Consider the following 23,809-nt stretch of genomic DNA (forward strand, 5'->3'; position numbering starts at 1 on the left):
CACTTTTAAAGAAAGAAATTATGCTCGTTCTTCAGAACATTACATATATACATTCCAATAAAGATGTGTTGTTTGCCAACATATATCTTACACTTAACAAACACGAACATATTGCATTGATTGGCAATAACGGGGTTGGCAAATCAACATTGCTTCAACTAATGGCGGGACAACTTGAGCCTTGTGAAGGCAGCATTGTGTCTGATTTTACACCGTATTACATTCCGCAAATTACCGGACAGTTTAATGCATGCACCATAGCAGAAGCATTACAGGTGAACGATAAATTAGATGCGTTAAAATGTATACTTGCCGGTGAAGGAACGGAAGAGCAGCTAAATATCCTGGCAGACGATTGGGTAATCGAAGAACGTTGCCTGGAAGCATTACGCTACTGGGGGCTTGAAAAGTTTGATTTTACGCAGAAAATGGAAACGCTTAGCGGCGGGGAGAAAACAAAAGTTTTTCTTGCAGGGATTATGATACATAAGCCGGATATTATTCTGATGGATGAACCCAGCAATCACCTGGATATAGAAAGCCGTGAGAAATTATATGCATTTATTGAGTCGACGAGCAGCGCATTAGCCATTGTTAGCCATGATCGCATGTTATTGAATTTATTGAATACCATTTGTGAATTGCATAAAGATGGGATAACTGTATACGGTGGTAATTATGGTTTTTATACAGAACAAAAAAGAATTGAAAACACTGCATTGAATCTGGATATAAAAAATAAAGAACGTACGCTGCGGAAAGCAAAAGAAGTAGAAAGAGAAACCATGGAGCGCCAGCAGAAACTTGATGCGCGTGGAAAAAAGAAACAAGAGAAATCAGGGTTGCCAACCATATCCATGAAAACTTTTAAAAACAATGCAGAAAAAAGTACCGCACGTACAAAAGACATACATGCTGAAAAGATACAATCCGTTTCAACCGAATTAAGCCAGCTGCGGAATGAATTGCCCGATGCGGATAAAATGAAATTTTGTTTTGATCAGTCCTGGTTGCATAAAGGGAAGGTGCTGATTTCGGCCAAAGGAATAAATGTATGCTTTGAAGCACAGCTGCTTTGGAAGGATGCGGCGAATGTAGAACTACTTAGCGGAGAAAGAGTAGTGATTAAAGGACGCAACGGATCCGGCAAAACAACGTTGGTTAAAATTCTTTTAGGTGAAATGCAGCCGTATGCAGGAACAGTAAAAACGATAATCGGGAAAGCGATTTATATTGATCAGGAATATTCACTTATTAACAATTCCATGAATGTGTATGAACAGGCACAGGCTTTTAATGACACAGGTTTACAGGAGCATGAAATTAAAACACGCCTGAACCGGTTTTTGTTTACAAAAAACTATTGGGATAAAACATGCAGCGCATTGAGCGGCGGAGAAAAAATGCGGTTGTTACTTTGTTGTTTAACCATACTTAATCAGGCACCGGATATTATTGTATTAGATGAACCAACGAATAATTTAGATATTCAGAACATAGAGATTTTAACGCAGGCAATCAATGCATACGAAGGTTCATTGCTGGTTATTTCACACGATATCTATTTCATGGAACAGATACGTGTGGAACGTACTATTGAATTGATCTAGACGCTTAGCTTACATCAATCCGTGTATGCGTAAATGATACAGCAGTGTAATCGTTTTTGCATCTTTTATTTTGCCTTGTGCAATAAGATGCAATGCTTCTTCGTAAGCAACTTCTTCAATGGCAATATATTCCTGTTCTTCTTTCAAACCGCCACCTGAGCTTGTTTTCATGTCCGGTGTGTAAGGTGCTGTAAACAGATATATCCGTTCTGTGCATCCCGCGGGCGAAACATATATGTCACCTGCAGGATATATATCTTTTACTACATATCCCGTTTCTTCTGTAATCTCTCTGCGTGCACACGTTTCAGGCGTTTCGCCGTCAAGCATACCCGCACATATTTCTTTTAACATGCCATTAGGATTGCCATTTAAAAATGTGGGCAAACGGAATTGATTTACTAGTACAACCATTCCCGTAGTCTGATTATATAATACTGCAGCAGCTGCATCTCCGCGTTCATATACTTCGCGCGTGGTTGTATGTTTTTCTCCATTCGGCTCGGTATATGTTACAGTAACTTCTTTCAACAGGTATCGGTTATCGGATAAAATGGTGCTTTTTATAATGTGTGGAGAATTGCTCATTGCTGTGTTCTATTAAAATCAGAATAAGTTAATAAAATATATGCTGAATACAGAAACTCTTTCTTAGGAGAAATGCTAAAACGGCCTAATTTGTTGATTTTTAGCTTTAACGATATTGTGATTTAGGTTAAAGTAACTTATCTTCACAGCTCAATTTTACATGCCGCCATGTTGTTTTTTTATAGCGCAGCGGTATGATTTAAAAAAGTAAATTTTAACCTGATTCTAAATTTTATGCTCAAACTTTTACGTTATGCCTATGTGCTTATATTTTTAGCATGTATGCCAATCTTAGCCAACGCACAATGCACCGTTAATGCCGGCGGCAACTTTAACCACTGTATGTATTCAAATGACCCGCTGCTGTTGCAGGCATCTGTTGCCGGTAATTTTACCACGTATAGCTGGACAACCACAGGGACCGGTACGTTTTCAAGCAGTACCATACTGACGCCACGATATACATTCTCCCCGGCAGATGTTGCAAGCGGGTCGGTAACATTAACGCTTACAGCATCCGGAGGTACCTGCGGATCTGTTACAGCCCAGTCTGCTATACTTATATACAGCAGACCCTCGGTTGTTCTCCAGGATGAATTTACCGTGTGCGGCTCACAGATAGCACTCACTTCCACTACAGCAGGTGTTGCTACCTATGAGTGGATCAATATGTTTAATACAGGTGGTGTTTTCTCCACAACCACAGCACCCAACACAACTTACACAGCATCAGCTGCAGATCTGGCAACGGGTTTTATTATGTTTCGTTTGCGCGCCATAAGCAGTCCGGGAGGATGTACAAATGAAGATACCGTTCGTGTAAACTTTGCAACAGCTCCTTCTGTGAGTGCCGGCGTTAATGCTGTAGTATGTTCGGTTCCGAATGGTTCAACTGTTGTAGTAAACAATGCAATAGCAGTAGGCGGCTTCACTTCCTATGTATGGACAACATCCGGAACGGGTACATTTACGAATCCGGCAGCTCTAAATTCCATTTATACATTATCAGCGGCAGATGTTGCCGCAGGAAGTGTTGTATTGACCATCACAGGAAACAGTACAACATGCGGTTCATCCACCAGTTCACGTACAGTTACGGTGAGCGCTACACCGGTTGTTTCTGCAGGTGCGGATAAAACTATTTGTACACCCACAGTACTGCTTAGCGGAACGGTTACTCCGGAATCCGGTACTATTATTCAGTGGGAAAGTGCCTATTCATCCGGCGGAACATTCAATGGCGCAACAACACTAACACCTGTTTATATACTGTCTGATGCAGATACATCCAGAGGGTATGCCTTGTTGAGATTGCGCGCTACATCCCTTGCAGGTTGTACAAACGAAGATACAATACGGGTGAATAAACTTACCCGGCCATTTGTTTACGCAGGCGAAGACATTGTTGCATGCAGCGGCAATGTAAGACTTTCTGCTTCGGCACTGTATGCTGCAACTAAAACATGGACAACAGCAGGTAGCGGAACATTTTTATATCCTCATGATGATACGGCTACTTATGTACCTTCAGCTACAGATAGAACCTCAGGCATGGTTACACTAACGTATACCGGAACAAACGCCTGTTCAACCATCAGCAGCACCGTTAAGGTAAATTTTACAGCAACAGGAACTGCTCAGGTGAATGCCGGTGCAGATGCATCTGTTTGCGGAACAGATACTATTCGTTTAGCAGGTACCATTTCGAACGCAACAGGGGGAACCTGGACAGCAAATGGCAGCGGACGTTTTCTTTATCCTGCATCATCGTTAGTAAATGCTTATGAATTTTCCGGCGCAGATAAAACTGCAGGCAGCGTTACATTTACATTAACATCATACAACAATGGCGGATGTACTGCGGGATCGGATCAACTGATTGCAACGATAAAGGCTGGATCAGCTACAACAGTATATGCCGGACCAGATCAGGTATCGTCAGCGATGATACAGTTGAATGCAAGTGTTACAAATGCAACAGGCCAGATTTGGGAAACATCCGGAAGCGGCTTGTTTACTCCAAATCCCACATCTCTAAATGCATTTTACATTCCTTCAGCACTGGATATTACTGTGGGTAGTGTAGAACTTACATTAAAGGCCACAGGTACCTGCGGCATTGTATCCGATGCGTTAACACTATTTACATCTGTTCCGTCTTCTATCAGCGGAACGGTAAACGCAGGTACTAATACATTAGATCGTGGTATTGTTTATTTATATGTTTTTGATGCGGTTGAAGGTAAAAAAATAGCAGGTATAGATACCATTTATCAAACAGACAATGGCGTTTATGAATTTGATGCAGTATCTAATGGTACATATACAATTTATGCAGTGCCATTAAACCCAACTGTATACGCTGCATCGTATCTGGCTACATATTATGGAAACGCATCACCAACAGAGTGGGCATCGGCAGAACAGACGCTTGTACAAAACGGTTCTGTAAATGTATTTGATATTCAATTGGCAGCATATACAAGTGCTTTGCCAAACTGGAATACAGGTAATGATGTAATTGCAGGAACGGTGTTTTTAAATATTCCGGCTGCAAATGCGCGTTTAGCCGGGCCAAATGATGTGCCGTTGTCCGGTGCGGTTGTATATTTAACAACCGTTTCAGGTGATGTGATTACATATACGGTAACAGATAAAAATGGCATGTATAGATTTGATCATGTACGCACAGGAAATTATCTTATTTCTACTGAATATGTTTCTACAGAAACAGAAGACAAACCGGTTACTGTAGATGGTAATCCACAAACGGTAGAAGATGGCAATGCTTTTGCAAGTAGAGTGAGCAGTACAACAGGCGTGGTTTCATCTGTAAAATCTGTATCTGTAACAGCGTATCCAAATCCGGCAACGGATAATGTTTCCATCCGATTAACTAAAACAGGGAACTGTTCTATTAAAATATTAGATGAAACGGGAAAACTTCATGCAGAACAGCAGACAACGATTCAGGCAGATAACATTGCAAACGTTTCGCTTGAAGGTATGCAAAAAGGCTTGTATATTATTCAGGTTGTTTTTTCAGAAGAAGTATATACGACAAAAGTAGTTAAGTTCTAATCAGAGAAATCGTTTCATATAAAAAGCTCCTGTATTTTATGATACAGGAGCTTTTTTATTTATTATAACAGATACAAACCCTGTTGGCCTATGTACCCGTTTTCTTAAATGGAAATCTGCATTAGTTTTTCATTCGCACATGAACATCATTGTCTATGTTAACGGGTTTGCCTTTACGTGTTGCAGGAAGTAACGGATTGTTCTTATAAATGGCCTTGATAAAATCTATATAAACAGCCGGACAGCTCCATTCCAGATTTTCATTCTGATGAACGTTTTTAATATGGCCGGTTGATGTTACAATAAACGTGGCGGAACAGACTAAATAAAAAGGATCATTGTGAGAGATTGCAAATTTATCTCCTGAATTTTCCTTTTATATTGAGAACGTTGTTCATAAAGCCTGACCACCTTTAATTATATGAGTTAAATTAATAATCTGTTGTTACCGCATCAATTCTTTCTGAACCAGTTCAAAGCTTTCTGGGGAGATAGCGATTTCTCCTACATATGGATTATCCATCATAACAATCAGAAAGATCATGGTGCCAATAAAAAAAGCACATAAAGCCGTTAACGTCATATGTATTTTATAATCTTCCATGCTCAGGAACCAGCAAAACGAAATACAGATAAGTGCCCCGATAATTGAAACAAGCCATATTGCATTTGGTAATCCATTTCCAATGCTCATCATCCGAAGCCTTCTAAGCATAACCAACTCATTGAATTTACCGACCGCTTCAGTCAATAAAATTTCCTGTGATTTAGTTGTTGGCTGAAATGTATACAGCATCTGCTGAATGGTGTATAAATGATTAAGCGTAACTGATGGCGTTGCCCCCTTTTGCTGTAATGGCCAGTCTTTAGTGATCACGTCCTGTGTATAGTTTTTTAATGAAAGCTGAATGTTTGACCTGAAGGGTTCGGGTAATGCACTTACATCTCTGTACAGTGCGCCCAGTGTTGCAGCTTCGTTAGCAACTTTATCCTGTACCGATTCGAAATTCTCCCAGGTACCTACAGCCACAAGGCCTAACGTAATACCATAAAAAACTCCAAGAATAGACATGAAAAAAGCAACCTGATCGTTACGGTCCTGGCTGTACGTACGGTTTTTATAAAACGTTTTTCTGGATACGTATAATCCAAGCAAGCCAAAAAGAGGAAAGAAACCTGTAATAAATATAAATGCAATAAAACCAGGCATATTATAAAACCAGTAAAGTATCATCATTTTATATAATATAGTTCGCAGACGAATATACTAGAAAAAATAAATAGTACGAGCCGACGCTATTTTTTTTCAGCTATTTGAAAAATAGCCTGAGGTCTTTTAAACCGGCAGGAGCGGCTATAAGAGTTTAAAGATCTGTATCGGACATGCGGAGAGATACTGATTATCTGGGTAAGCGGATCGTAAACCGCGTAAATTCATGTTCTTTAGAAGCAATATCTATGTGCCCCTTTAAGCGGTCAATATGCTGTTTTACTATATAAAGCCCAAGCCCCACACCGGCAGGATTTACATTGTTTGCACGGTAAAACATTTGAAAAATGTTTTTCAGATACACTTCGTTAATTCCAATTCCGTTGTCTTCAAAAATTAACGTATGTTCAGTGGCAGATTGATTAAAACTTATAGATACATGATTTTCTGCTTTCGACTTGTCCATGTACTTAATCGCATTCTCAATAATGTTTTGTATGATAGAAAGTAAGGTGAACCGTTCGGAGTTGATCACCGCATCTTCCGGAACATCTATCTTAAAGGTGATTTTTTTGATATCCGGATAAGCAACCAGGTTTTCCTGTACGCATTCCTGTATTAACGTACGAATATAAACAGGTTCTTTTTTAACTTCAGAACGATTGTGTTCTGCAATCTGCAAAAGGGCATTCAAAATATTCTGCAGTCTTTTTGAAACAAGATCAATATGTTCGAAATAAATATTTTTATTCTCATTGTCGCGCTGGCCCAGATCGCATAAGCCGTTAATTGATTTCAGGGGACCTTTGATATCGTGAGAAGCTCTGTATAAAAGCATATCCAGGTCATTTGTTTTTTCCTTGATTAATTCTTCCTGATATTTAATCATGCGGCTGTTTTCAATAACTTTCTCTTCCAGCATTTTTTTATTCAGTGCATCAGCCTTTAGTTTATTGAGGCGGTAGGCATTCGCAATGGCAAGCAGCAACGATTGGATGATAATGGTATAGTAAAGCGAATAGAATACATCCGTTGTACAATCGATGATATTGGCATGCCACAATACATTAATCAGATATCCGATACATATGGCAAAAAAACCAATGCTGAATAAGGATGCAGTTTTGTTTTTTTCAAAACGTGAAATGATAGAAAATAAAAAAACAATTACCGGCGCCGCCAGATCAAACCACATAAGCGCAAGCGGATAATTGTGATATATACATACAAACGGGAAACGGATAACGACAAATGCAACTGTAAGTATGTTATACCACTTGAAGCTATTCAGTTCAAGGAAGAAGCGTCCATATAGTAAAGAAGAAAATGATAGCAGAAAGAATAAAATATTTAATGTATAATCAATAAGCCAGGGCGAATCGGTAAATAAGTTTACCAATGCTGTAGAATCCCGGTAACTCATATAAAGCCCCTGAAATATAATATAGATAGAATAAAAAATATAGGCTTTGTCTTTTAAACTAAAATAAACGCTGATGTGGTAAAAAGCCATCATGATCAGTCCGCCATAAAAGAGACCGAAAAGATAAAATTCAAAAACGCTTTTTGAAAAAAGATCTTTATGTTCTACAAGGGCAAAGTCATATTGTGTCGCGTTTTTATTTTTTAATTTAATATATACGGTTAACGTATCATTTTTTGAGACAGGAAAATCAACGGTGAAATTTTTATGACGAATTTCTTTTGTGGTTTCGTTTGGAGAACCAAAGCGGTATTTTTTATGGAACTGCAGCGTTGATTTTTTGAATGCAAAAATGTCGAGGGAATCAATACTGTAATTATAAGAAATAAAAAACCAGTGATTGTTAATGGATGAATTATCTGTAAGAATGAATTTTCCCCAATAAGTAGAAGAAGGGTTTGGTGTTGAAAAGAAATAAGAATTTGCCGGTCGGAATGTTTTTGTTTGAACACTTTCAACAGAAGTACAGCTGTTGTCTGTATCTTCAAACACGTGGATCAAGCCGCTTCTTAATGGGTAAGATAAGGGCGCATCTTTAAGCTCCAATGAATTCTGCGCGTATGTATAGATGCTTGAAACAAAAATAAATAAAGCAGATAAAAAGATTTTTGGTATTAAGTTTTTCTTAATATAATAGAAGAATTGGTTACGGCAGCTGGTATGTATTTTTTTCATAACACGGTCAATGCTAGTAATATAATCAATATTTGGCTAAAACAGAATATTGAATCGGTAAAAGCTGAAGCTCAGAATTATTTCACCGCAGCATGGGGAGCGCAGTGTATCGGACAGTTTGTTTTTTACGTATTAAAACAGTTTTTGTTTCAACAGAGAAACGCAAGATGCATATATATAATGAAGAGCCGGCTCGTGTTATATACGGGAACGTTTTTAAAAGTAACTTCTGAAAATTACGTCACGTTAATGAACGCGCATTCTATATGTAATACATGATTAAAAAAATATAGTATTGAAATATTCAATCATGTTGTTTGTGCTGCTTGTTATGATCGCCGGACATATGGAGGTTATACATCTTTTCGATAAAAATTTTAAGACAGAATTTCCTGAGCAATTGGTTCAGTTGTGATGTCAATCAGGATAATAAAATACACGTAAGCAAGGATGAAAAAGTATTGCATAGAACAGTCGACTACTCATGTTTGCGTATCTGATATTCCTAAAGCTATATTGCAAAAATGAAAGAAGAATGAAAGAGTTATGTGGAGCAAACGTGCGGCAAGTAATATCCTTAAATTATTCGTTTCAGATATAGTATTTAAAAAAGGAGACACCAGCTTTTGGTATAATCAGACTGGTGCCTGTAAAAAATCAATCCACTTTTTCTACTGTATTTTGTTTCGTTGTATAAAGAATATTCCTACGATTAATAACCATATGAGCCAAAGTGTACTGCCGATGAATCCTGCCATTTCCCATACAGGAAAGCCAGAGATCACCGTTGCAAATAACTCTGCCTGTGCCAGCAAATAAATTCCAGCACTTAGACAGCCTGATATAGGTATCCATTTCGGAAACTGCTGCATTTTATAAAAAGCAGCAGAGATCAGAACCGTCCATGCTATGGTAAATAATTGACCCATGTGTTCACCAAGCAATACGCCTGCAAATTGATGCATGATTTTAAAAGACATCACTGCAGATACTTGTGTTGCATTGTCTGCAGCATGCACAAATGTATCTGCAAGTATGGGTACTACAAATGTCCAGCGCAGCAAGCCGATCATCTGTACAATTAAACCAACAAGCCCGATGTTTGTAGCTATCCGGATCCATGTTGCAGTACGTTCAAGTTTTTGTCCCAGCAGAATATAGGCGGGTATGAGAGGTGTTCCGGTAATGGCAAATGCAAACCATATACAGATCAATGAGCTGCCGCCTGCATGGAATTTTGTTAATACTACAGCCGTATCCTGCCTCAGTACATCCGGATATTCAAACACAATGGTAAGTATGGTATAGGAAATAAGTAAAGAGATACTCGCTGCAAGCAGCAGGTATCCGATTGTTTTGTCTGTGCACATCATCGGTTTAATTATTTTATAAAAAAGGAATAACTGATACCGGGAGTGGGATTTATTTTTAAGCTTTCCCCGGTTGCTGCAACCGCAATTACGCCAATACGTAGGTTGAGGCCTTTCCAGACCATCCAGCGGAAACCCGTTTCAATACCCAGTGCATTTTTATCTTTATAGTCACGGTCAAGTCCGCGAAGATATGATGCTCCGGCATAAAACGATGAGGGATTTGTCCGCTTGCCAACCGATAGAAACCAGGTTGTAAATCCTGTTTTAATAAAACCTGTATTTTCACCGGATTTAAAAGCCGTTGGATAATAACCTGCATGAACAGATACATGCTTGTAACGGTATTCTGCACCTACGGAAGGATTCCGGAAACCATTGATACTGAATTCATGTGTTGAAAAATATGTCTGTGCCTGTGTGCCGGAAACAGCAAGCAATAAGAAGATAGAGATACCTAATTGTTTCATATAGACCTTTGTTTAAGATGATGATGCAAAGGTCTGGTATTGAAAAAAGGTTCTGTTGGACAAATGTCCAAAAAGGAATTTAACGGATTTTATTGCGGATACGGCTCAAATGACGAGGCGTTATACCTAGCATAGACGCTAAATATTGCAAGGGAATTTGTTGCAGCAGATGCGGTTCCTGCTGCAGCATTTTTTCATAACGCTGTTCGCCGGACAGAACAATCAGATCATGACGGGTTGCGTCTATGCTGCAGATAGAGGCTTCAAGCAATTTGATGTAAAAATTTTTAAAGGCAGGCATTTCCTGTACAAGTTTTTCTAAATGCACTTTGCTGATCAGAAAAATGCTTCCGGCTGTTAATGCACGTATATTCTCCATCGCCGGAACACCACTTAAAAAACTCAGCAGCGAAACAATAAAAGTATTTTCAATAGATATATAAGACGTTTTTTCTTCACCGTCTTTCAGCACATAATACTGAAACATGCCGCTGTCAACAAAACCAAGATATTTACTTGTTTTTCCATATTCAACAAACAATTCGTTTTTTTCAAACGTACGCAACGTAAAGGCCTGTATGATCCTGGCTGTATCTGCATCGTCAAAACCCGCAGAAGTGAAATACAATTTCAGTTTTTCCATGATTGAAGATGCTGAAAAAAATAAATATTGAAAAATAATTGTTTGTGTTTTATGGCTGTATTGCTGTTAATACCAGTACATCCAGCCATCAGTAATTCAAATATGCTTTTCTGTTAAATGTTTCCAATACCGTTTCGGAACATGCTGCACGTGTAGTTTGGTGTTTTTGCGTTCTGTAATATTTACGTGTTTAAAATAATCTTTCCATAATGTCTGATACAGCGTTTCATCTGCATGGAATATTTCCGTATGTTTTTGAAACGTGTTTTGAGAAAGATTAATTTCAATTTCTTCTACGGTATGCAGGTCGTAATAAATACCATAGTGTCTTGTGATGTCATAAATGAGCCAGCGCTGATCTGCATAGCGGTTTTTAAAATGTCTCAGCAATAAAGGGATCACATTGAAGTCCGGTTCAATGCCGGCATAAAACAAACCATCCTGTGTGAGTTGAAAACGGATGAATGCTTCCATACGGTGTTTCTCGCGGTGCACCATCTTATTAGTCTGAGCAATGCGCAATACAGCCGGGTTTGCGTAATCTCCTTCCGGCGAAGCCTTGCGTGTAAAAATCAATTGTATATAGGTGCAGATCGTTTGTCCAATGTCCGGAATTTCAGAAAGGAAAGAAGCGTACAATTGTTGTGTTGTTTCAGCAGAGACATATTTTTTCAGCCCTTTCCATACACGCAGGGCTTTTGCTTCATCCGTGTATACCGTTAAGGGCGTGCGGAACATAGAAGGCTGATGCAGTTGCTGCGACTCAACCAGCACATCGCTGAGCTTACGTTCGTAGATTTCAAATACAACGCTAAGTAAACCATTCCAGCTGCCGTCATAGAGAAGTGTTACCATTTCAGAAAAGGACTAATTGCTGGCTGGCAGTTTTTAAATATTTGGAACTTGAACCCGACAATATAAACTGTTTGATGCGTGCCTCCGTTAAATCCCTGCGCTCAAACTCGCTGCTGCTGCAGGTAATAAAATACTTTGCACGGTTTACCGCAATACCGATCTTCTTCAGATGTTCCCAATTTAATTTCTGAAACTTTCGCGCTGCAGTAATTTTTTGTGCAGATTGAAGGCCTATGCCCGGTACACGAAGGATTAGCTGAATGTCGGCCTTGTTTATATCAATAGGAAAAACATTTAGGTTGCGCAGTGCCCAGCTTAATTTCGGATCAATATCCAGATCCAGATTCGGATGCTGATCGTTTACAATTTCATCTACCTTAAAGCCATAGAAGCGCAGCAGCCAATCCGTCTGGTATAGTCTGTTTTCACGTACCATAGGCACGGCACTGCCAATGCCCGGTAATCGTCCGTCGTTACTGATCGGTACATAGCCGGAATAGTACACCCTTTTCAGATTAAAGTTTTTATAAAAGCTTGCAGAAAGCTGCATAATATCTTTATCTGATTCTTTCGCAGCACCGATAATCATTTGCGTACTTTGTCCGGCAGGAGCAAACACAGGCGCTTTCTTAAATAGTTTTTTTTCATCTTGCTTCAGGATGATTTCATTTTTCAGATACGTCATCGGCTGAATCATATCGGTTCTGTTCTTGTCGGGAGCCAGTAATTTCAAGCCCGTTTCAGTAGGGATCTCAATGTTAATGCTTAAGCGGTCCGCGTAGAGGCCTGCTTCATGCATGATTTCGTCGCTGGCCCCGGGAATGGATTTAAGGTGAATGTATCCGTTGAACCTATGTTCGGTGCGTAGTTTCTTTGCGATCAGTACCAGGCGTTCCATGGTATAATCGGCATTTTTAAAAATACCTGAACTTAAAAATAATCCTTCAATATAATTGCGCCGGTAAAAATTGATGGTGAGATCAACGACTTCCTGCACGGTAAAAGCTGCGCGCTGTATATCGTTGCTTTTGCGGGTAACACAATAAGCACAATCGTAGATACATACATTTGTAAGCAGGATCTTTAACAACGATACGCAGCGTCCGTCTTCGGTATATGTATGGCAGATACCATTGCCCGTATCGCCTAAGCCTTTGTTGTGATTTTTGCGTTTGCTGCCACTTGAAGAGCAGGATACGTCGTATTTCGCTGCATCTGCAAGTATCTGAAGTTTTTCCTGGATGCTGTCTGACATACTATAAATTTACTAAATATATTAGCAAATCTATAGATTTTGATAAAAATATTGGCAATTTATGGATTTGTAAATGCTTATTTTTCAGTATATAATAAAAAAAGTGTTTATAGTGCTTTTATAGGGAATGTTGACACTTATTTATTCATTAATTGTCTATCCAGATTTGAAACAGCCTAAACAGGTATTTTATAACAAAATCCGGTGGAGATGTAACATATCCTGATTCATTGAATTCTAATTTTAATTAAACAAAAACGTTTATAATAGAACGTTTGAATGTTAGATATATCACATAAATAATACAGCTATGAATGAGACTGGATTACTGGATGCATATGGAACAGAAGAAAAAGAAGCCTACATAGGCGTTATTGCTTCTATAGCAACAGCAGACCGCGTTGCCACGGAAGACGAACTGGAATATCTTAACGCCTTATCTGAAGCAGTTGGTATTAACCCTGATGTTGCAGAAGCGGCAGCAAAAGATCGTTCCGATGAATCATTGTCAAAATATTTGAATGCATTAAAAGGCAGTGATCTGCGCTTTTCACTCATTACGGATATTGTCAGCTTTGCCCGATCAGATGGGCGATATACAGCCGATGAAGAAGAAAAAATAAAAAACAGCTGCCGGTACTTGGGTATTACAGATGAACAAGTAACTGTGCTGGAAGAATTGGTAGAAAAAAGTAACATTCTTATTACCATTCCTGAAGAAGCAACGGATGAAGGTTTTTTTGAAAAAAATGGTTTTTCGCAAATGCTTAAAAAAGCAAATATTCCGCTTATCAGTATAGTGAAAGGCTTGCTTGGTCTGGCAGCTCCTTTTGTTCTTTCTAAAATGGTTCGCAGCAGATCTCTTTCCGGAAGTCCTGCAGCAGGCGGTTTAGGCGGTCAGCTGGGCGGCACGGTGCTAGGCACATTTCAGGCAGGACGTATTGGGGGCTTAGGCTCAATACTGGCAAACCTGAATGGAATCAGAGGATATGCAGATATCGGAACGATCCTTAAAAAAGCGATTGATAAAAAAGAAATCAATAGTTGAGTTTTCGAATTCCCTATTGTATCAAAAATGTATGCAGCCGGATGGCTTTCCTGCAATCATTCATATTGGAAACTCATTCATACATAAGCAACGCAAAAAAACACGGTGAAAATGGAAACTGCGGGACGGTTATAATACATATAACCTTCCCGCAGTTTTAGTGTGATTTTTAGGTTAGTATTATTCTACCGTAACAGCATTGATTAATTGTCCTGATAAATAAGTAGTCCAGTTTGTACCATCAAATTTGCTGATACCACCTTGTGTTGCTACCCATAAATTTTCTTCAGAGTCAAAACATAAAGACGTTACATTGGATGAAACAAGATTACTATTGAGTGCTGTATAGGTAGTCACAGTTTTTCCGTCATATTTAGCAACTCCACCAAAATTTAAACCTAACCATACAATTCCTTTTGAGTCAGTAACGATAGACGTTACATAACCTGAGGTTTTTAATCCGCTATTATTTGAGTTTAGATACGTCCAATCCACATCATTAAATATGTATACTCCCGCACCTGAATTTGCACCAAACCATTTTGTTCCATTGGATTCAACAGCAATTGATTTTATTGTTTGGTAATTATATCCGATGAGTGACAAATTCATTTCATTATATTCTGACCACGTTGAAGTGCCATCAAATTTTGAAATTCCGTAATTTGTTCCAAACCAGCCATTGCCAGCGTTATCAAAAGTGATAGCAAACACATTTTTGTATGGAGTATGGTTCGCATTGTGTTTTTTCCATGTTGTTCCATCATAGCTATTTGTTCCATTATCCGTTCCAAACCATATATTACCTTTGTTATTTTATTTGTCTGGATTGGCAATATTATTATATAAATTAACTGCCGCCGCCGCCCTGGGTGATAGTGCCGAAGGAAGAACCATACGCGATGAGTTGCAGCAACCGGACTAGCACCTCATATGAATATTTATTCTTTAGACGGGTTGATGATTTTATAACGGTAATAGCCCTGTATCAATAAGAACAGGAAATACGTTTGCTTTAATATCGTTTTTCAAACAGTTTTTAATTACCTCTTCCCGGTTATGTTCGGTTAAAGGAGGTTCCAGGCCTGGAGCATCGCCAATTAATAAAATCATCCGTTTGCTGCTGGATTTCCATTTCAATTCGTTCGTGGTTTTATACAAGGCATCGTAGGCTGATTCAGGCGTGTCGCCGCCACCGTTTACATATATTGAATGAATAAATTTTCTTGTTGTTTCCAGGTCAGGGGTTAACTCTGTTCGCTTATACCAAGCACTACCATCACTATTCTTGTCGCCGTACAGTGCTACTGCAACCCTTACATGCTGTAGCGTTTTTAACAGGTCAATCAGTTTGTTTAAATTTTTCTTAACATTCTCAATGTCGTCTGTCATACTTCCGGTATTGTCAATTAAGAAAACAATATCAGCATCCTGTGTGGCGTGATTTTTTATAACATTCGTTATTACAGAATAAACACTGTCTTTGGTTTGAGAAAAATATATTTTTCCGCCCGTTTTTATACCGATTGTATAGAAAGAACTAACCGCAAGTTTGTCAAACCTGGTAGTATCGAAGGGCGGAGGCAGCGTATCATGAATGGTTGTAACAACAGATACAAGACTGTCATTTTTGAGTGCATCATCACTTACAATATCTGTATTGCGCATGGTGCATGCAGAAAGAAATAATATAAATAAAAAGAAGGATGCCTGTTTTTTCATATCGTAGATAGAAATTTAACTATCTGAATTGATGCCGTAATGTATAAAATATACTCTGAAGTGGCTTCCGCTAAAATGCGCTAAGTAAGGAGTATGTTATTCTTCATGCTTAAAATTAATGAAATTAAATGCATATAAAAATGGTGTATTACCTGGGTCGCGTAGAAGTTTCCGAGGGCTAGGGTTGATTGTAAAAGATATCAGATAGTATGTTAATAGTATATGATAGTAAAATGAAACATCCGGAGAAAGCCTGATTTTCTTGTATGAATGCAGTCAAAGACTGTAGAATAGCCATCAATCTGAAGACTGTTGACAGATAAACCATATTAGTGCAATAGTATTTATCAGATTTTTAAGCCCTCTCACACCCGTTAAACCATGTTTGTGGTAATAGTATAACGAATAGCTTCAGATCTGTAACCGTATTGCTTAATACTTGACGACCTTGTCCTCCATGGAAACACTTCCATATTGGTCCGCCCTTGCGGAAACTAACCCACAAAACCCACATGAAATTTTCAAATCTACTAGTAAGCCTGGCAATGGGCACTGTGTTTTTTATGTCTGCCTGTAAAAAGGAAAAAAATGACCCGGCTCCGGCAAACAATACGCCGCCAACGGTTTCATCTACCAATATCAGCAACCAGACAACCGGCGTACCCACAAACAAAGATATAACCGTAACGTTCAGTGAACAGATGGATGCAGCAAGTATTACACCCGCTACTTTTGTGGTTAAAAAGGGAACTGCAGTTATTCCGGGTACAGTTAGTTATACCGGTACAACAGCAACGTTCAATCCATCGGTTGTACTGGATGCAAATACGGTGTATACAGCAACCGTTACTACAGGTATTAAAGATGCAGCCGGTGCTGCGCTTCCCTCGAACGTTACATGGAGTTTTACCACTGGCGCTAATGCATCAGTACTCGCTGTAGTTAATTTGCGCACGGCAGTAAATTATGTATTGCTGGCAAAAACTGCTATTAATAATAATCCAACGTCGGCTGTTACCGGTGCTATTGGATTAAGCCCGGCTGCTACTTCTTATATTACCGGGTTTTCATTAACGAATGCAACAGGGTATGCAACGTCTTCTCAGGTAACCGGACATATCTTTGCAGCAGATATGGTTTCTCCGACATCTTCAAATCTTACAACAGCGATTAATGATATGCAGACTGCGTATACAGATGCTGCGGGAAGAAAGACACCGGATTATGTAGAATTAGGTACAGGCAATATCGGCGGAAAAACATTACAGCCTGGTCTGTATAAATGGACCAGCAGTGTAAGTGTTCCTTCTGATGTAACTATTTCAGGTGGCGCAAATGATGTGTGGATCTTTCAGATCTCCGGCAATCTTTCATTGAGCGCAGGTGCTAAAATAACATTAAGCGGCGGTGCGCAGGCTAAAAATATCTTCTGGCAGGTTGCCGGTACGGTAACAGCAGGTACTACGTCTCATATTGAAGGTGTGATACTTTCTAAAACCGGTATTACGTTTAATACCGGTGCAAGCTTAAAAGGACGTGCGTTGGCTCAGACAGCGATTATTCTGGATGGCAATACCGTAACACAACCATAATATAAAAGTGCATGCAAAAACGCATCCGGCAGAAATATTTATTCCTGCCGGATGCGTTTTATTTTTTTTAAGTCATAACGGATTTGAATCAGACAACTTCTACAAGCCTTGATTCTTTCACTTTCTCTTTTTCCTTTTTAGGAATCAGTACATGCAATACACCATCTTCATATTTAGCCTCGATCTTATCCGTGTCAGCTATATCTTTCGGAAGATTAAATGTTCTTACAAAAGACTGGTAACTGAATTCGCGGGTAGTATATTTTTCATTATTCGCATCTTCTTTTTCGGTTGTTTTTTCTGAACGGATAGTCAAGACATTACCATCCACCTGCACATTAAAATCTTTTTTATTCATGCCAGGTGCAGCCACTTCAATCACAAAATTTTCAGCAGATTCTTTTATATTCACGGCAGGAATTGTTGTATTTGTATTTGAATAGTCTGCCATGCCCCGATTATACTGACGGTTAAAGAAGTCGTCAAAAATAAATGGGAAGTGTCCGTTTCTTTTTACAATAGTCATAATTACCTCCTTTTTTTATTGTTAATTTTTATATGAGGCATGAAACAAATAAAATACCAATGCAAAAAAAAGATTCAGAACATGAAAAATTTTCAGCATGATACTGTATTATTTAAAAAAAAACTGAAAAAATGTCTGTATGAAAAGACATTTTTTCAGTTTGCTATTGTACTAACGGCTTAGATCCGGTAAGAAGAGGGCAGGATTTTGTTTGCTGTAAACGACATTTATCCTGTCTCAGCAGGATGATGCTGTGTTTTAAAAATATTGTTTGCTGTAACGTTGAGCCGGTTGTATGGATAGGCAGTTGGTGTGCGCCGCGGCGAAGGCAGTTAGTTGTTTATTCATATACACTGAAAAAAATCTGTACAGGAACCAGCAGCATTTGCAGGATGAGAATATTCAGCAAAGAGGCACTGAAATATTTTTCACTGTATGTGCCTTCTCTTGCCGGGATAAGCGCAGTGAGCAGGCCAAGTCCGAAGCCTGCTGCAAGGCTTCCGCCTACCAGTATTTTTAATCCGATAAAAAGCGTGTGACTGATATCGCCTTCCTCTTTTGAAAAGAGTACAAACAGAATAATATTTACAAGCATCAGGCCTGCGATAAACAAGCCATAGCGTCTTCTTTTCATGGTGGCAGCTATCTCTATATTAAGCGGCTTCATTTCGTTGTCAGGTAACTTTTCTACGTTCATAAGAATGGTGGTACGGATGTATATCAATATACCATTATTTCATCACAATTGCATATTGTCTGCTTCTGGTGGATTTCCTTCCCAATGATTGTTGGTTAGCTTCCTGCCGCCAGTCTGAGCGGACCGTTGAGGTTACCAACCCAGGCCAAAATTAACGACAGTAAAAGTAATGAAGCACGCAAAGCCTTCATCGCCTGTCTGATATTTTGAACGCAGAGCTAAAAGTGTTAGGATGAAATTCAAAAATAAATATTGATAAAAAAGGGTGTGCGTATTTCTTCACCCGTGTTAACTTTAGTTTCTATGGTGCGAAGACTGGCCCCAGGTGAATTATCTGATATATAAAATCATTCCAAAGTGGGAAATATGCATTGTTTTTTAATATATTGAAAATTGAATCAACTGTAACGTTATGAAAAAAGCATTCATATTTAATCCTGTGGTGTGGGGAATGTATGTTCTGATACTATTTTTATCCTGTATAAAAGACAAAGAAACGATTATGCCCTCTAGTCAAAAACAATCTACGCCGGAAGACCTGCAGGAGAACCTGAGCGGGAAGTGGATTGTAAACAAGGATCCCTTACCTAATACAAGGGAAATATCTACATTTACATTTTTTGAATTTTCGGCTGAAAAAAAATTTATTGTTTTTACGCAGGATACAATTTATTTCGGGACATATAGTATCAATAGCAGTCTTGATACAATTACATTGCCGGGTTTAGGTATTCTCGCTATTCACACATTAGATGCAGCTGTTTTTAATTTTTCCTTAAAACAGGAAGGTGAAGATAATTTCAATAAACTTTTTACGACGTTTGAAGATCCAACAATTCCTTCTTCTGTGCAAACGGATTTATTGTGTAAAAAAATGTGGACGATTAACTGGCAATATAAAGATGTACCGGATCGTGATACAATTTATTTTGACGGCAGCAATTGGCTGACAAGTATAGATATTTATTTTTCGAGAAACGGAACATATTTTCTGCATAATGTAGTAGAGGGCGGAAATAATATAAATTCGATAAAAACATGGAGCTGGCAGGATGTTAGCGAAACAGCTATTTTAGCAGGCAGTCCGGAACCTATAAGAGTAATGAAGTTAACAGATACAGAATTTTACTATTCATTTAAAGATGGTGCAGGCGATACCTATTATGCATCAGCCAGCAGATGATTGACTGGCATGGTATTATTGTCTGTATGTAACGATGGCGTTTTTAATTCCGGGTACCATGTAACTGGTACTGGCGCCAGGTGGATCAATCCATCCATTCAAACAAATTCTTTGGATTATATTCAAGCTCAAACTTTTGAATGAATTCCAGATATTCTTCTTTGAATGTTCTTTTCTTATGGTGTTCCTTTTGATTCATGATGTAAGCGATTACCTGATTCAGGTTAGAATGGCTGTACGAAAAAGCACCATAACCTTCCTGCCATTGAAATGCATACGGGGATAATTTCTTATCCTTTATAAATGATGAAGAAGATTTTTTTAACTCTCTGATTAAATCAGAGAGGCAACACGATGGTTTCATCCCGATTAGAATATGTATGTGATCAGGCATACCATTTATTGCCAAAAGTTTTTGTCCGTTATTCTGAATAAATCCTGTCATGTATTTGTGCAATTCATTTTCCCATGAGGGATGAATAAGACTATTTCTTCCTTTAACTGCAAAAACAATCTGAATATACATTTGCGAAAAAGTACCCGGCATATATGAAAAATTAAAATGTAAAAAATAATGTGTTGTGATTGTAAAGATATGAAAAAATATTTATTGCGCTCTTCGAGCGCGCGCGTATGTGTTGGTTGGTTATTTGTTGCTATAAATATTTGACCCCTGCCGGGGTCAGTACGAAGATGGAAGGTTTCGTTGTAATTAATATGTTGCAGCTATATTGGTAACATGTAATAACATTAATTTTTGTTGAATACGACACACGCATATATATGATCGGATTTTCTATCCATCACCACTTTTTATTATTGCGTCATGACCCCTGCCGGGGTCAGTGCGGAGATCGAAATCTATTGCTCAATTCGATTCATTTGTATGGGTAGAGTGGGTGGTTGGCCGATGGCACAACAGCGAGGTGAGTGGGTGGTTAGGTGAGAAGTGATGAACGTCAACAGCAGTGAAAAGTACTGAAAGCTAACATGGGGAAATACCGGAGGATATTACCAACTGGGCAAGACAATTAAGTTAGACTTCTATGTGTTTGTTCAGGTAAACGATGCAAATGAAAGGATAATTTTAAAATAAAAAGGTAATACCCAAATTGACCTAAAATTGAAACTCTATTTTCACTTAATTCATTTTTCATTTCAGCTAGTTCTTCAACATATATTGTACTTACATCATCTAAGTAGGCTATATATTCTTCACCATCTTCACCAGGCAAATAAAAGAGATTGGTATAATGCTGGCTTTTTACAGCTTTTATTAATTGATCAACCTCTTTAACAATTGCAGTATCTATACATTCTATGAATGCTGAAAGCTTTATGACTTTAGCGACCATTACCTTCTTTGGAATATCTCTAGTGTTATTATCGTCCATATCACATGTGTTGGATAACAAAATGACATCATAATAAACCTTTTCGAATTCAGCTGTTTTGTCGTTCCAATCTGGAAATCTTATTTCCCTTACTAAGTCTCCTTGAAGAAAATATTCATGCGGACTTGCTGTATAAAAATCAGTATAAATTTTATCTGAATTTTCACCGGTAAATTGTTTAAGGGCGTTAACTAACCTATTTTTTCCTTGTTCAGTTAGTTCCTTAGGAAGAAGTGCATGAATATCATCTAATTTAAAATTCTCCATCAAAAATTATCTGCGATTTTTTAATGTTGGAGTTTTTTTACCACTTAATTTTAATGCCATATGTAATGCTCTTAAAGGTTCTCCTGAAAGTGGTTCGGACCCTTTGAAAATGTTATTAGAAATCGAAATGATTATTGGATTATTAACTCCTATATTAAATCTAGATGCATAATAACCCTTATCAAAATTTATCAAAATTGCATTGTTTCCAATTACAGTATAATTTTTGCCAGCATCTGATAAAATAAAATATGATGAACTATCTACCATGCTACTAGATGTAATTTGCATAGCATTCATATGTAACGTCAAACTTGGCGTAGGATTTTCTCTAATGGTTAATTTAGGAATAGTCAAAGATCCATATTCTATACATGTTCCCATAGTTATTTGATTTTTGCTTTGAATGAATCTGAAGCTATTTTAATAAATGCATTTCTAGCACTATCATGTGCTTCTTGAATTAAATCTGTCAATTTAATACTACTATCAATATTAGAAGCTAAACAATTACTTTCGACAATTACTTTTTTTGAACTATCTGCTATATTATTATTCAAAATAGTTTTCAAAGAAAGTTGCTTATTAGGTTTAATAAGATAATTACTATTAAATACATGTGATATTTCCTGCCCTTGTCCGAAGTCTTTCATTTGAGGTAAAAACACTAAATAATCTGACAAAGCCTCTCCTTCTTCTATGTCAAAATTATTTATAAATATCATTTGCGCACTTATTAATCCTTTACCTAAGCCCATCTCCAAATAAGGATTGATACAATCTTCAATAACTTTAGGTAAAAATATATCCCAACCTAAATAATGATTTAATGAGTGAAATGAAATATAATTTTGCGCCATTAATATGGCATATTTTTGATCTTTGGTTTTAAAAACCATCTGAGTTTCTCCAGGCAATACTTCTGATTTATTTAGCCCTTCTTTAACATTAATATTGAAATTCAGTTGGAACGGTTTGATTTCTTGTTTTATCTCATAACCATTTGTTTTTATAGCGTTATAATACTCTGCAAAAAAAGTTAAATCCCATGGAGTGTTCTGTTCGGGATCAAATCTAAAAGCACAAACGGCTTCAGTAATTTTATGATTTTGAAATTCCATTGTATGGAAATGACTTCTATTTAAATTATGAGATATAAATCACTAATATTTGAGCAATTCTAAACTTAGTGAGCATTCTTGTTTTAATAATTATACGACAAGTTGCTAAAATTGTTATCTAATCCAAAATATTACACATTATCTTTATCAATAATTATTGATAAACGAATTTAGACTTGACTTTATAAAAACATCGATTTAGAGATAAAATAACGGATTTATTTTTTTAAAATATTGGTAATTTACCATTTAAGAGTGTTTTATGTCCCAATGGAATTAGGTTTTAGGTAAGATATTTTTTAAATTATGTTAATAAAATATTATTAACTTACATAATAAAAAAATAATCAATTATAAGATTATGAACTATAAGTTTACAATGTTAATAATGATAAATTTCTCTGTAATTATAAAAACTTCAATTAATAGATGTGTATTACCTATTTAATTATGTGAAAATTTGCATAAATCCTAACTTTAAGAGGTATGGGTAAGCAATCATCAATTTATTTATTCAGTTATTTAATACTTTGATAACTTATAAACTTGCTTATAAATTATGGTCGAACCTTCCCCCTAGGATTTCTCCCAAAATTTCCGTTAATTGTACTTAATACGCACACGCTTTAGGGGTGTCACGGTGAATACCATTTAATCGCGACTGAGATCATACCCTTTGAACCTGATCAGGCTGATACCTGCGAAAGGAAAAAGTACAGAACACCTATCCATTACAGTCCATAGTGTGTTCCTCTCAATCGCCGTTCCCCGTCCCGTTAAGGCTTGTTGCTTTATAACTTAATTATTCAGTGTAATGAACGTTATTGTCAACAACAAAACCGTAGAGCTGCCCGATGCCGCCGGCATCAACGCTTTACTGGCTCAGCTCAACATTACTTCTCCGCAGGGAATTGCCATTGCTATTAACGAGCAGGTACTTCCGAAATCGGAGTGGGAAAGCTGTACGTTGAAAAACAATGACGCGGTATTACTTATTCGTGCTACTCAAGGAGGATAAA

General features: G+C 37.7%; 22 protein-coding genes and 1 riboswitch. Of the genes, 6 read left to right on the forward strand and 16 right to left on the reverse strand.

All coding sequences use genetic code 11. The features are described from left to right. Positions 1 to 20 precede the first annotated feature (20 nt). Positions 21 to 1,610: an ABC-F family ATP-binding cassette domain-containing protein gene (locus CHU_RS01135; protein ID WP_011583626.1), complete on the forward strand. Its 1,590-nt coding sequence runs from the start codon at positions 21 to 23 to the stop codon at positions 1,608 to 1,610. 9 nt (positions 1,611 to 1,619) lie between these two features. Here the strand turns inward: CHU_RS01135 and CHU_RS01140 are convergent, their stop codons facing one another. Beyond that, a complete protein-coding gene (locus CHU_RS01140) occupies positions 1,620 to 2,198 on the reverse strand; it encodes an NUDIX domain-containing protein (protein ID WP_011583627.1) in 579 nt (192 codons plus the stop codon). A 234-nt stretch (positions 2,199 to 2,432) separates the two neighbouring features. Between CHU_RS01140 and CHU_RS01145 the strand changes: the two genes are divergently transcribed. Next, positions 2,433 to 5,279: a T9SS type A sorting domain-containing protein gene (locus CHU_RS01145; RefSeq protein ID WP_011583628.1), complete on the forward strand. Its 2,847-nt coding sequence runs from the start codon at positions 2,433 to 2,435 to the stop codon at positions 5,277 to 5,279. Between the two features lie 445 nt (positions 5,280 to 5,724). Here CHU_RS01145 and CHU_RS01150 read toward each other — a convergent pair whose 3' ends face one another. The 7 genes from CHU_RS01150 to CHU_RS01185 all read right to left on the reverse strand — a co-directional run bounded on the left by CHU_RS01150 (position 5,725) and on the right by CHU_RS01185 (position 13,240). Beyond that, positions 5,725 to 6,489, reverse strand: a complete 765-nt coding sequence (locus CHU_RS01150; protein ID WP_177254131.1) for a DUF4239 domain-containing protein — start codon at positions 6,487 to 6,489, stop codon at positions 5,725 to 5,727. Between the two features lie 190 nt (positions 6,490 to 6,679). Next, positions 6,680 to 8,647: a sensor histidine kinase gene (locus tag CHU_RS01155; RefSeq protein ID WP_011583630.1), complete on the reverse strand. Its 1,968-nt coding sequence runs from the start codon at positions 8,645 to 8,647 to the stop codon at positions 6,680 to 6,682. A gap of 671 nt (positions 8,648 to 9,318) precedes the next feature. Continuing rightward, the gene (locus tag CHU_RS01165; protein WP_011583632.1) at positions 9,319 to 10,020 is read right to left on the reverse strand and encodes a DUF4386 domain-containing protein; all 702 of its coding nucleotides are present in this window, start codon (positions 10,018 to 10,020) and stop codon (positions 9,319 to 9,321) included. An 8-nt stretch (positions 10,021 to 10,028) separates the two neighbouring features. Beyond that, entirely contained in the window at positions 10,029 to 10,487 is a 459-nt protein-coding gene (locus CHU_RS01170) for a hypothetical protein (RefSeq protein ID WP_011583633.1), read from the reverse strand. A 79-nt stretch (positions 10,488 to 10,566) separates the two neighbouring features. After that, positions 10,567 to 11,130 carry a Crp/Fnr family transcriptional regulator gene (locus tag CHU_RS01175; RefSeq protein ID WP_011583634.1) on the reverse strand — a complete coding sequence of 188 codons (564 nt, stop codon included), beginning with the start codon at positions 11,128 to 11,130 and terminating at the stop codon, positions 10,567 to 10,569. A 96-nt stretch (positions 11,131 to 11,226) separates the two neighbouring features. Continuing rightward, entirely contained in the window at positions 11,227 to 11,985 is a 759-nt protein-coding gene (locus tag CHU_RS01180) for a TIGR03915 family putative DNA repair protein (protein WP_011583635.1), read from the reverse strand. Between the two features lies 1 nt (position 11,986). Continuing rightward, positions 11,987 to 13,240 carry a putative DNA modification/repair radical SAM protein gene (locus tag CHU_RS01185; protein ID WP_011583636.1) on the reverse strand — a complete coding sequence of 418 codons (1,254 nt, stop codon included), beginning with the start codon at positions 13,238 to 13,240 and terminating at the stop codon, positions 11,987 to 11,989. A gap of 310 nt (positions 13,241 to 13,550) precedes the next feature. On the opposite strand from CHU_RS01185, the gene CHU_RS01190 reads away from it, so the two are divergent. Then, positions 13,551 to 14,288 (forward strand): TerB family tellurite resistance protein, encoded by a 738-nt coding sequence (locus tag CHU_RS01190; protein WP_011583637.1) that lies wholly within the window; start codon positions 13,551 to 13,553, stop codon positions 14,286 to 14,288. Positions 14,289 to 14,468: 180 nt separating this feature from the next. On the opposite strand, the gene CHU_RS01195 is transcribed toward CHU_RS01190, so the two are convergent. Both CHU_RS01195 and CHU_RS01200 read right to left on the reverse strand, forming a co-directional pair. Then, positions 14,469 to 15,002, reverse strand: coding sequence for a two-component regulator propeller domain-containing protein (locus CHU_RS01195; protein WP_011583638.1), 534 nt, complete (start codon positions 15,000 to 15,002; stop codon positions 14,469 to 14,471). A gap of 252 nt (positions 15,003 to 15,254) precedes the next feature. After that, entirely contained in the window at positions 15,255 to 16,010 is a 756-nt protein-coding gene (locus CHU_RS01200; RefSeq protein WP_011583639.1) for a VWA domain-containing protein, read from the reverse strand. A 512-nt stretch (positions 16,011 to 16,522) separates the two neighbouring features. On the opposite strand from CHU_RS01200, the gene CHU_RS01205 reads away from it, so the two are divergent. Beyond that, positions 16,523 to 17,602 (forward strand): ice-binding family protein, encoded by a 1,080-nt coding sequence (locus CHU_RS01205; protein WP_041932113.1) that lies wholly within the window; start codon positions 16,523 to 16,525, stop codon positions 17,600 to 17,602. 88 nt (positions 17,603 to 17,690) lie between these two features. Here the strand turns inward: CHU_RS01205 and CHU_RS01210 are convergent, their stop codons facing one another. Both CHU_RS01210 and CHU_RS01215 read right to left on the reverse strand, forming a co-directional pair. Further along, on the reverse strand, positions 17,691 to 18,128 hold the full coding sequence (locus tag CHU_RS01210; RefSeq protein ID WP_011583641.1) for an Hsp20/alpha crystallin family protein: 438 nt from the start codon (positions 18,126 to 18,128) through the stop codon (positions 17,691 to 17,693). Between the two features lie 340 nt (positions 18,129 to 18,468). Then, complete coding sequence (locus CHU_RS01215; protein ID WP_041932114.1) at positions 18,469 to 18,825, reverse strand: hypothetical protein; 357 nt, start codon at positions 18,823 to 18,825, stop codon at positions 18,469 to 18,471. A 412-nt stretch (positions 18,826 to 19,237) separates the two neighbouring features. Between CHU_RS01215 and CHU_RS01220 the strand changes: the two genes are divergently transcribed. Then, positions 19,238 to 20,008: a hypothetical protein gene (locus tag CHU_RS01220; protein ID WP_011583643.1), complete on the forward strand. Its 771-nt coding sequence runs from the start codon at positions 19,238 to 19,240 to the stop codon at positions 20,006 to 20,008. A gap of 85 nt (positions 20,009 to 20,093) precedes the next feature. Here CHU_RS01220 and tnpA read toward each other — a convergent pair whose 3' ends face one another. The 4 genes from tnpA to CHU_RS01240 form a co-directional block, all read right to left on the reverse strand. Then, a complete protein-coding gene (gene tnpA / locus CHU_RS01225; RefSeq protein ID WP_011583644.1) occupies positions 20,094 to 20,555 on the reverse strand; it encodes an IS200/IS605 family transposase in 462 nt (153 codons plus the stop codon). A 484-nt stretch (positions 20,556 to 21,039) separates the two neighbouring features. After that, positions 21,040 to 21,669, reverse strand: a complete 630-nt coding sequence (locus CHU_RS01230) for a hypothetical protein (protein WP_011583645.1) — start codon at positions 21,667 to 21,669, stop codon at positions 21,040 to 21,042. A 6-nt stretch (positions 21,670 to 21,675) separates the two neighbouring features. Continuing rightward, positions 21,676 to 22,053 (reverse strand): hypothetical protein, encoded by a 378-nt coding sequence (locus CHU_RS01235; protein WP_041932115.1) that lies wholly within the window; start codon positions 22,051 to 22,053, stop codon positions 21,676 to 21,678. Positions 22,054 to 22,055: 2 nt separating this feature from the next. Continuing rightward, entirely contained in the window at positions 22,056 to 22,790 is a 735-nt protein-coding gene (locus CHU_RS01240) for a TIGR04255 family protein (protein WP_011583646.1), read from the reverse strand. A 618-nt stretch (positions 22,791 to 23,408) separates the two neighbouring features. Continuing rightward, positions 23,409 to 23,517: riboswitch (TPP riboswitch) on the forward strand. A gap of 87 nt (positions 23,518 to 23,604) precedes the next feature. Here CHU_RS01240 and thiS point away from each other — a divergent pair. Next, a complete protein-coding gene (gene thiS / locus CHU_RS01245; protein WP_011583647.1) occupies positions 23,605 to 23,808 on the forward strand; it encodes a sulfur carrier protein ThiS in 204 nt (67 codons plus the stop codon). Position 23,809: the final 1 nt, after the last annotated feature.

The sequence above is a fragment of the Cytophaga hutchinsonii ATCC 33406 genome, assembly GCF_000014145.1.
In the GTDB taxonomy this organism is placed as follows: Bacteria; Bacteroidota; Bacteroidia; order Cytophagales; family Cytophagaceae; genus Cytophaga; species Cytophaga hutchinsonii.

Bases quoted from the DNA above. Each gene is read 5' to 3' on its own strand.
- CHU_RS01135 (WP_011583626.1), top strand. From the start codon at position 21: ATGCTCGTTCTTCAGAACATTACATATATACATTCCAATAAAGATGTG.
- CHU_RS01140 (WP_011583627.1), bottom strand. From the start codon at position 2,198: ATGAGCAATTCTCCACACATTATAAAAAGCACCATTTTATCCGATAAC.
- CHU_RS01145 (WP_011583628.1), top strand. From the start codon at position 2,433: ATGCTCAAACTTTTACGTTATGCCTATGTGCTTATATTTTTAGCATGT.
- CHU_RS01150 (WP_177254131.1), bottom strand. From the start codon at position 6,489: ATGCCTGGTTTTATTGCATTTATATTTATTACAGGTTTCTTTCCTCTT.
- CHU_RS01155 (WP_011583630.1), bottom strand. From the start codon at position 8,647: ATGAAAAAAATACATACCAGCTGCCGTAACCAATTCTTCTATTATATT.
- CHU_RS01165 (WP_011583632.1), bottom strand. From the start codon at position 10,020: ATGATGTGCACAGACAAAACAATCGGATACCTGCTGCTTGCAGCGAGT.
- CHU_RS01170 (WP_011583633.1), bottom strand. From the start codon at position 10,487: ATGAAACAATTAGGTATCTCTATCTTCTTATTGCTTGCTGTTTCCGGC.
- CHU_RS01175 (WP_011583634.1), bottom strand. From the start codon at position 11,130: ATGGAAAAACTGAAATTGTATTTCACTTCTGCGGGTTTTGACGATGCA.
- CHU_RS01180 (WP_011583635.1), bottom strand. From the start codon at position 11,985: ATGGTAACACTTCTCTATGACGGCAGCTGGAATGGTTTACTTAGCGTT.
- CHU_RS01185 (WP_011583636.1), bottom strand. From the start codon at position 13,240: ATGTCAGACAGCATCCAGGAAAAACTTCAGATACTTGCAGATGCAGCG.
- CHU_RS01190 (WP_011583637.1), top strand. From the start codon at position 13,551: ATGAATGAGACTGGATTACTGGATGCATATGGAACAGAAGAAAAAGAA.
- CHU_RS01200 (WP_011583639.1), bottom strand. From the start codon at position 16,010: ATGAAAAAACAGGCATCCTTCTTTTTATTTATATTATTTCTTTCTGCA.
- CHU_RS01205 (WP_041932113.1), top strand. From the start codon at position 16,523: ATGAAATTTTCAAATCTACTAGTAAGCCTGGCAATGGGCACTGTGTTT.
- CHU_RS01210 (WP_011583641.1), bottom strand. From the start codon at position 18,128: ATGACTATTGTAAAAAGAAACGGACACTTCCCATTTATTTTTGACGAC.
- CHU_RS01215 (WP_041932114.1), bottom strand. From the start codon at position 18,825: ATGAACGTAGAAAAGTTACCTGACAACGAAATGAAGCCGCTTAATATA.
- CHU_RS01220 (WP_011583643.1), top strand. From the start codon at position 19,238: ATGAAAAAAGCATTCATATTTAATCCTGTGGTGTGGGGAATGTATGTT.
- tnpA (WP_011583644.1), bottom strand. From the start codon at position 20,555: ATGCCGGGTACTTTTTCGCAAATGTATATTCAGATTGTTTTTGCAGTT.
- CHU_RS01230 (WP_011583645.1), bottom strand. From the start codon at position 21,669: ATGGAGAATTTTAAATTAGATGATATTCATGCACTTCTTCCTAAGGAA.
- CHU_RS01235 (WP_041932115.1), bottom strand. From the start codon at position 22,053: ATGGGAACATGTATAGAATATGGATCTTTGACTATTCCTAAATTAACC.
- CHU_RS01240 (WP_011583646.1), bottom strand. From the start codon at position 22,790: ATGGAATTTCAAAATCATAAAATTACTGAAGCCGTTTGTGCTTTTAGA.
- thiS (WP_011583647.1), top strand. From the start codon at position 23,605: ATGAACGTTATTGTCAACAACAAAACCGTAGAGCTGCCCGATGCCGCC.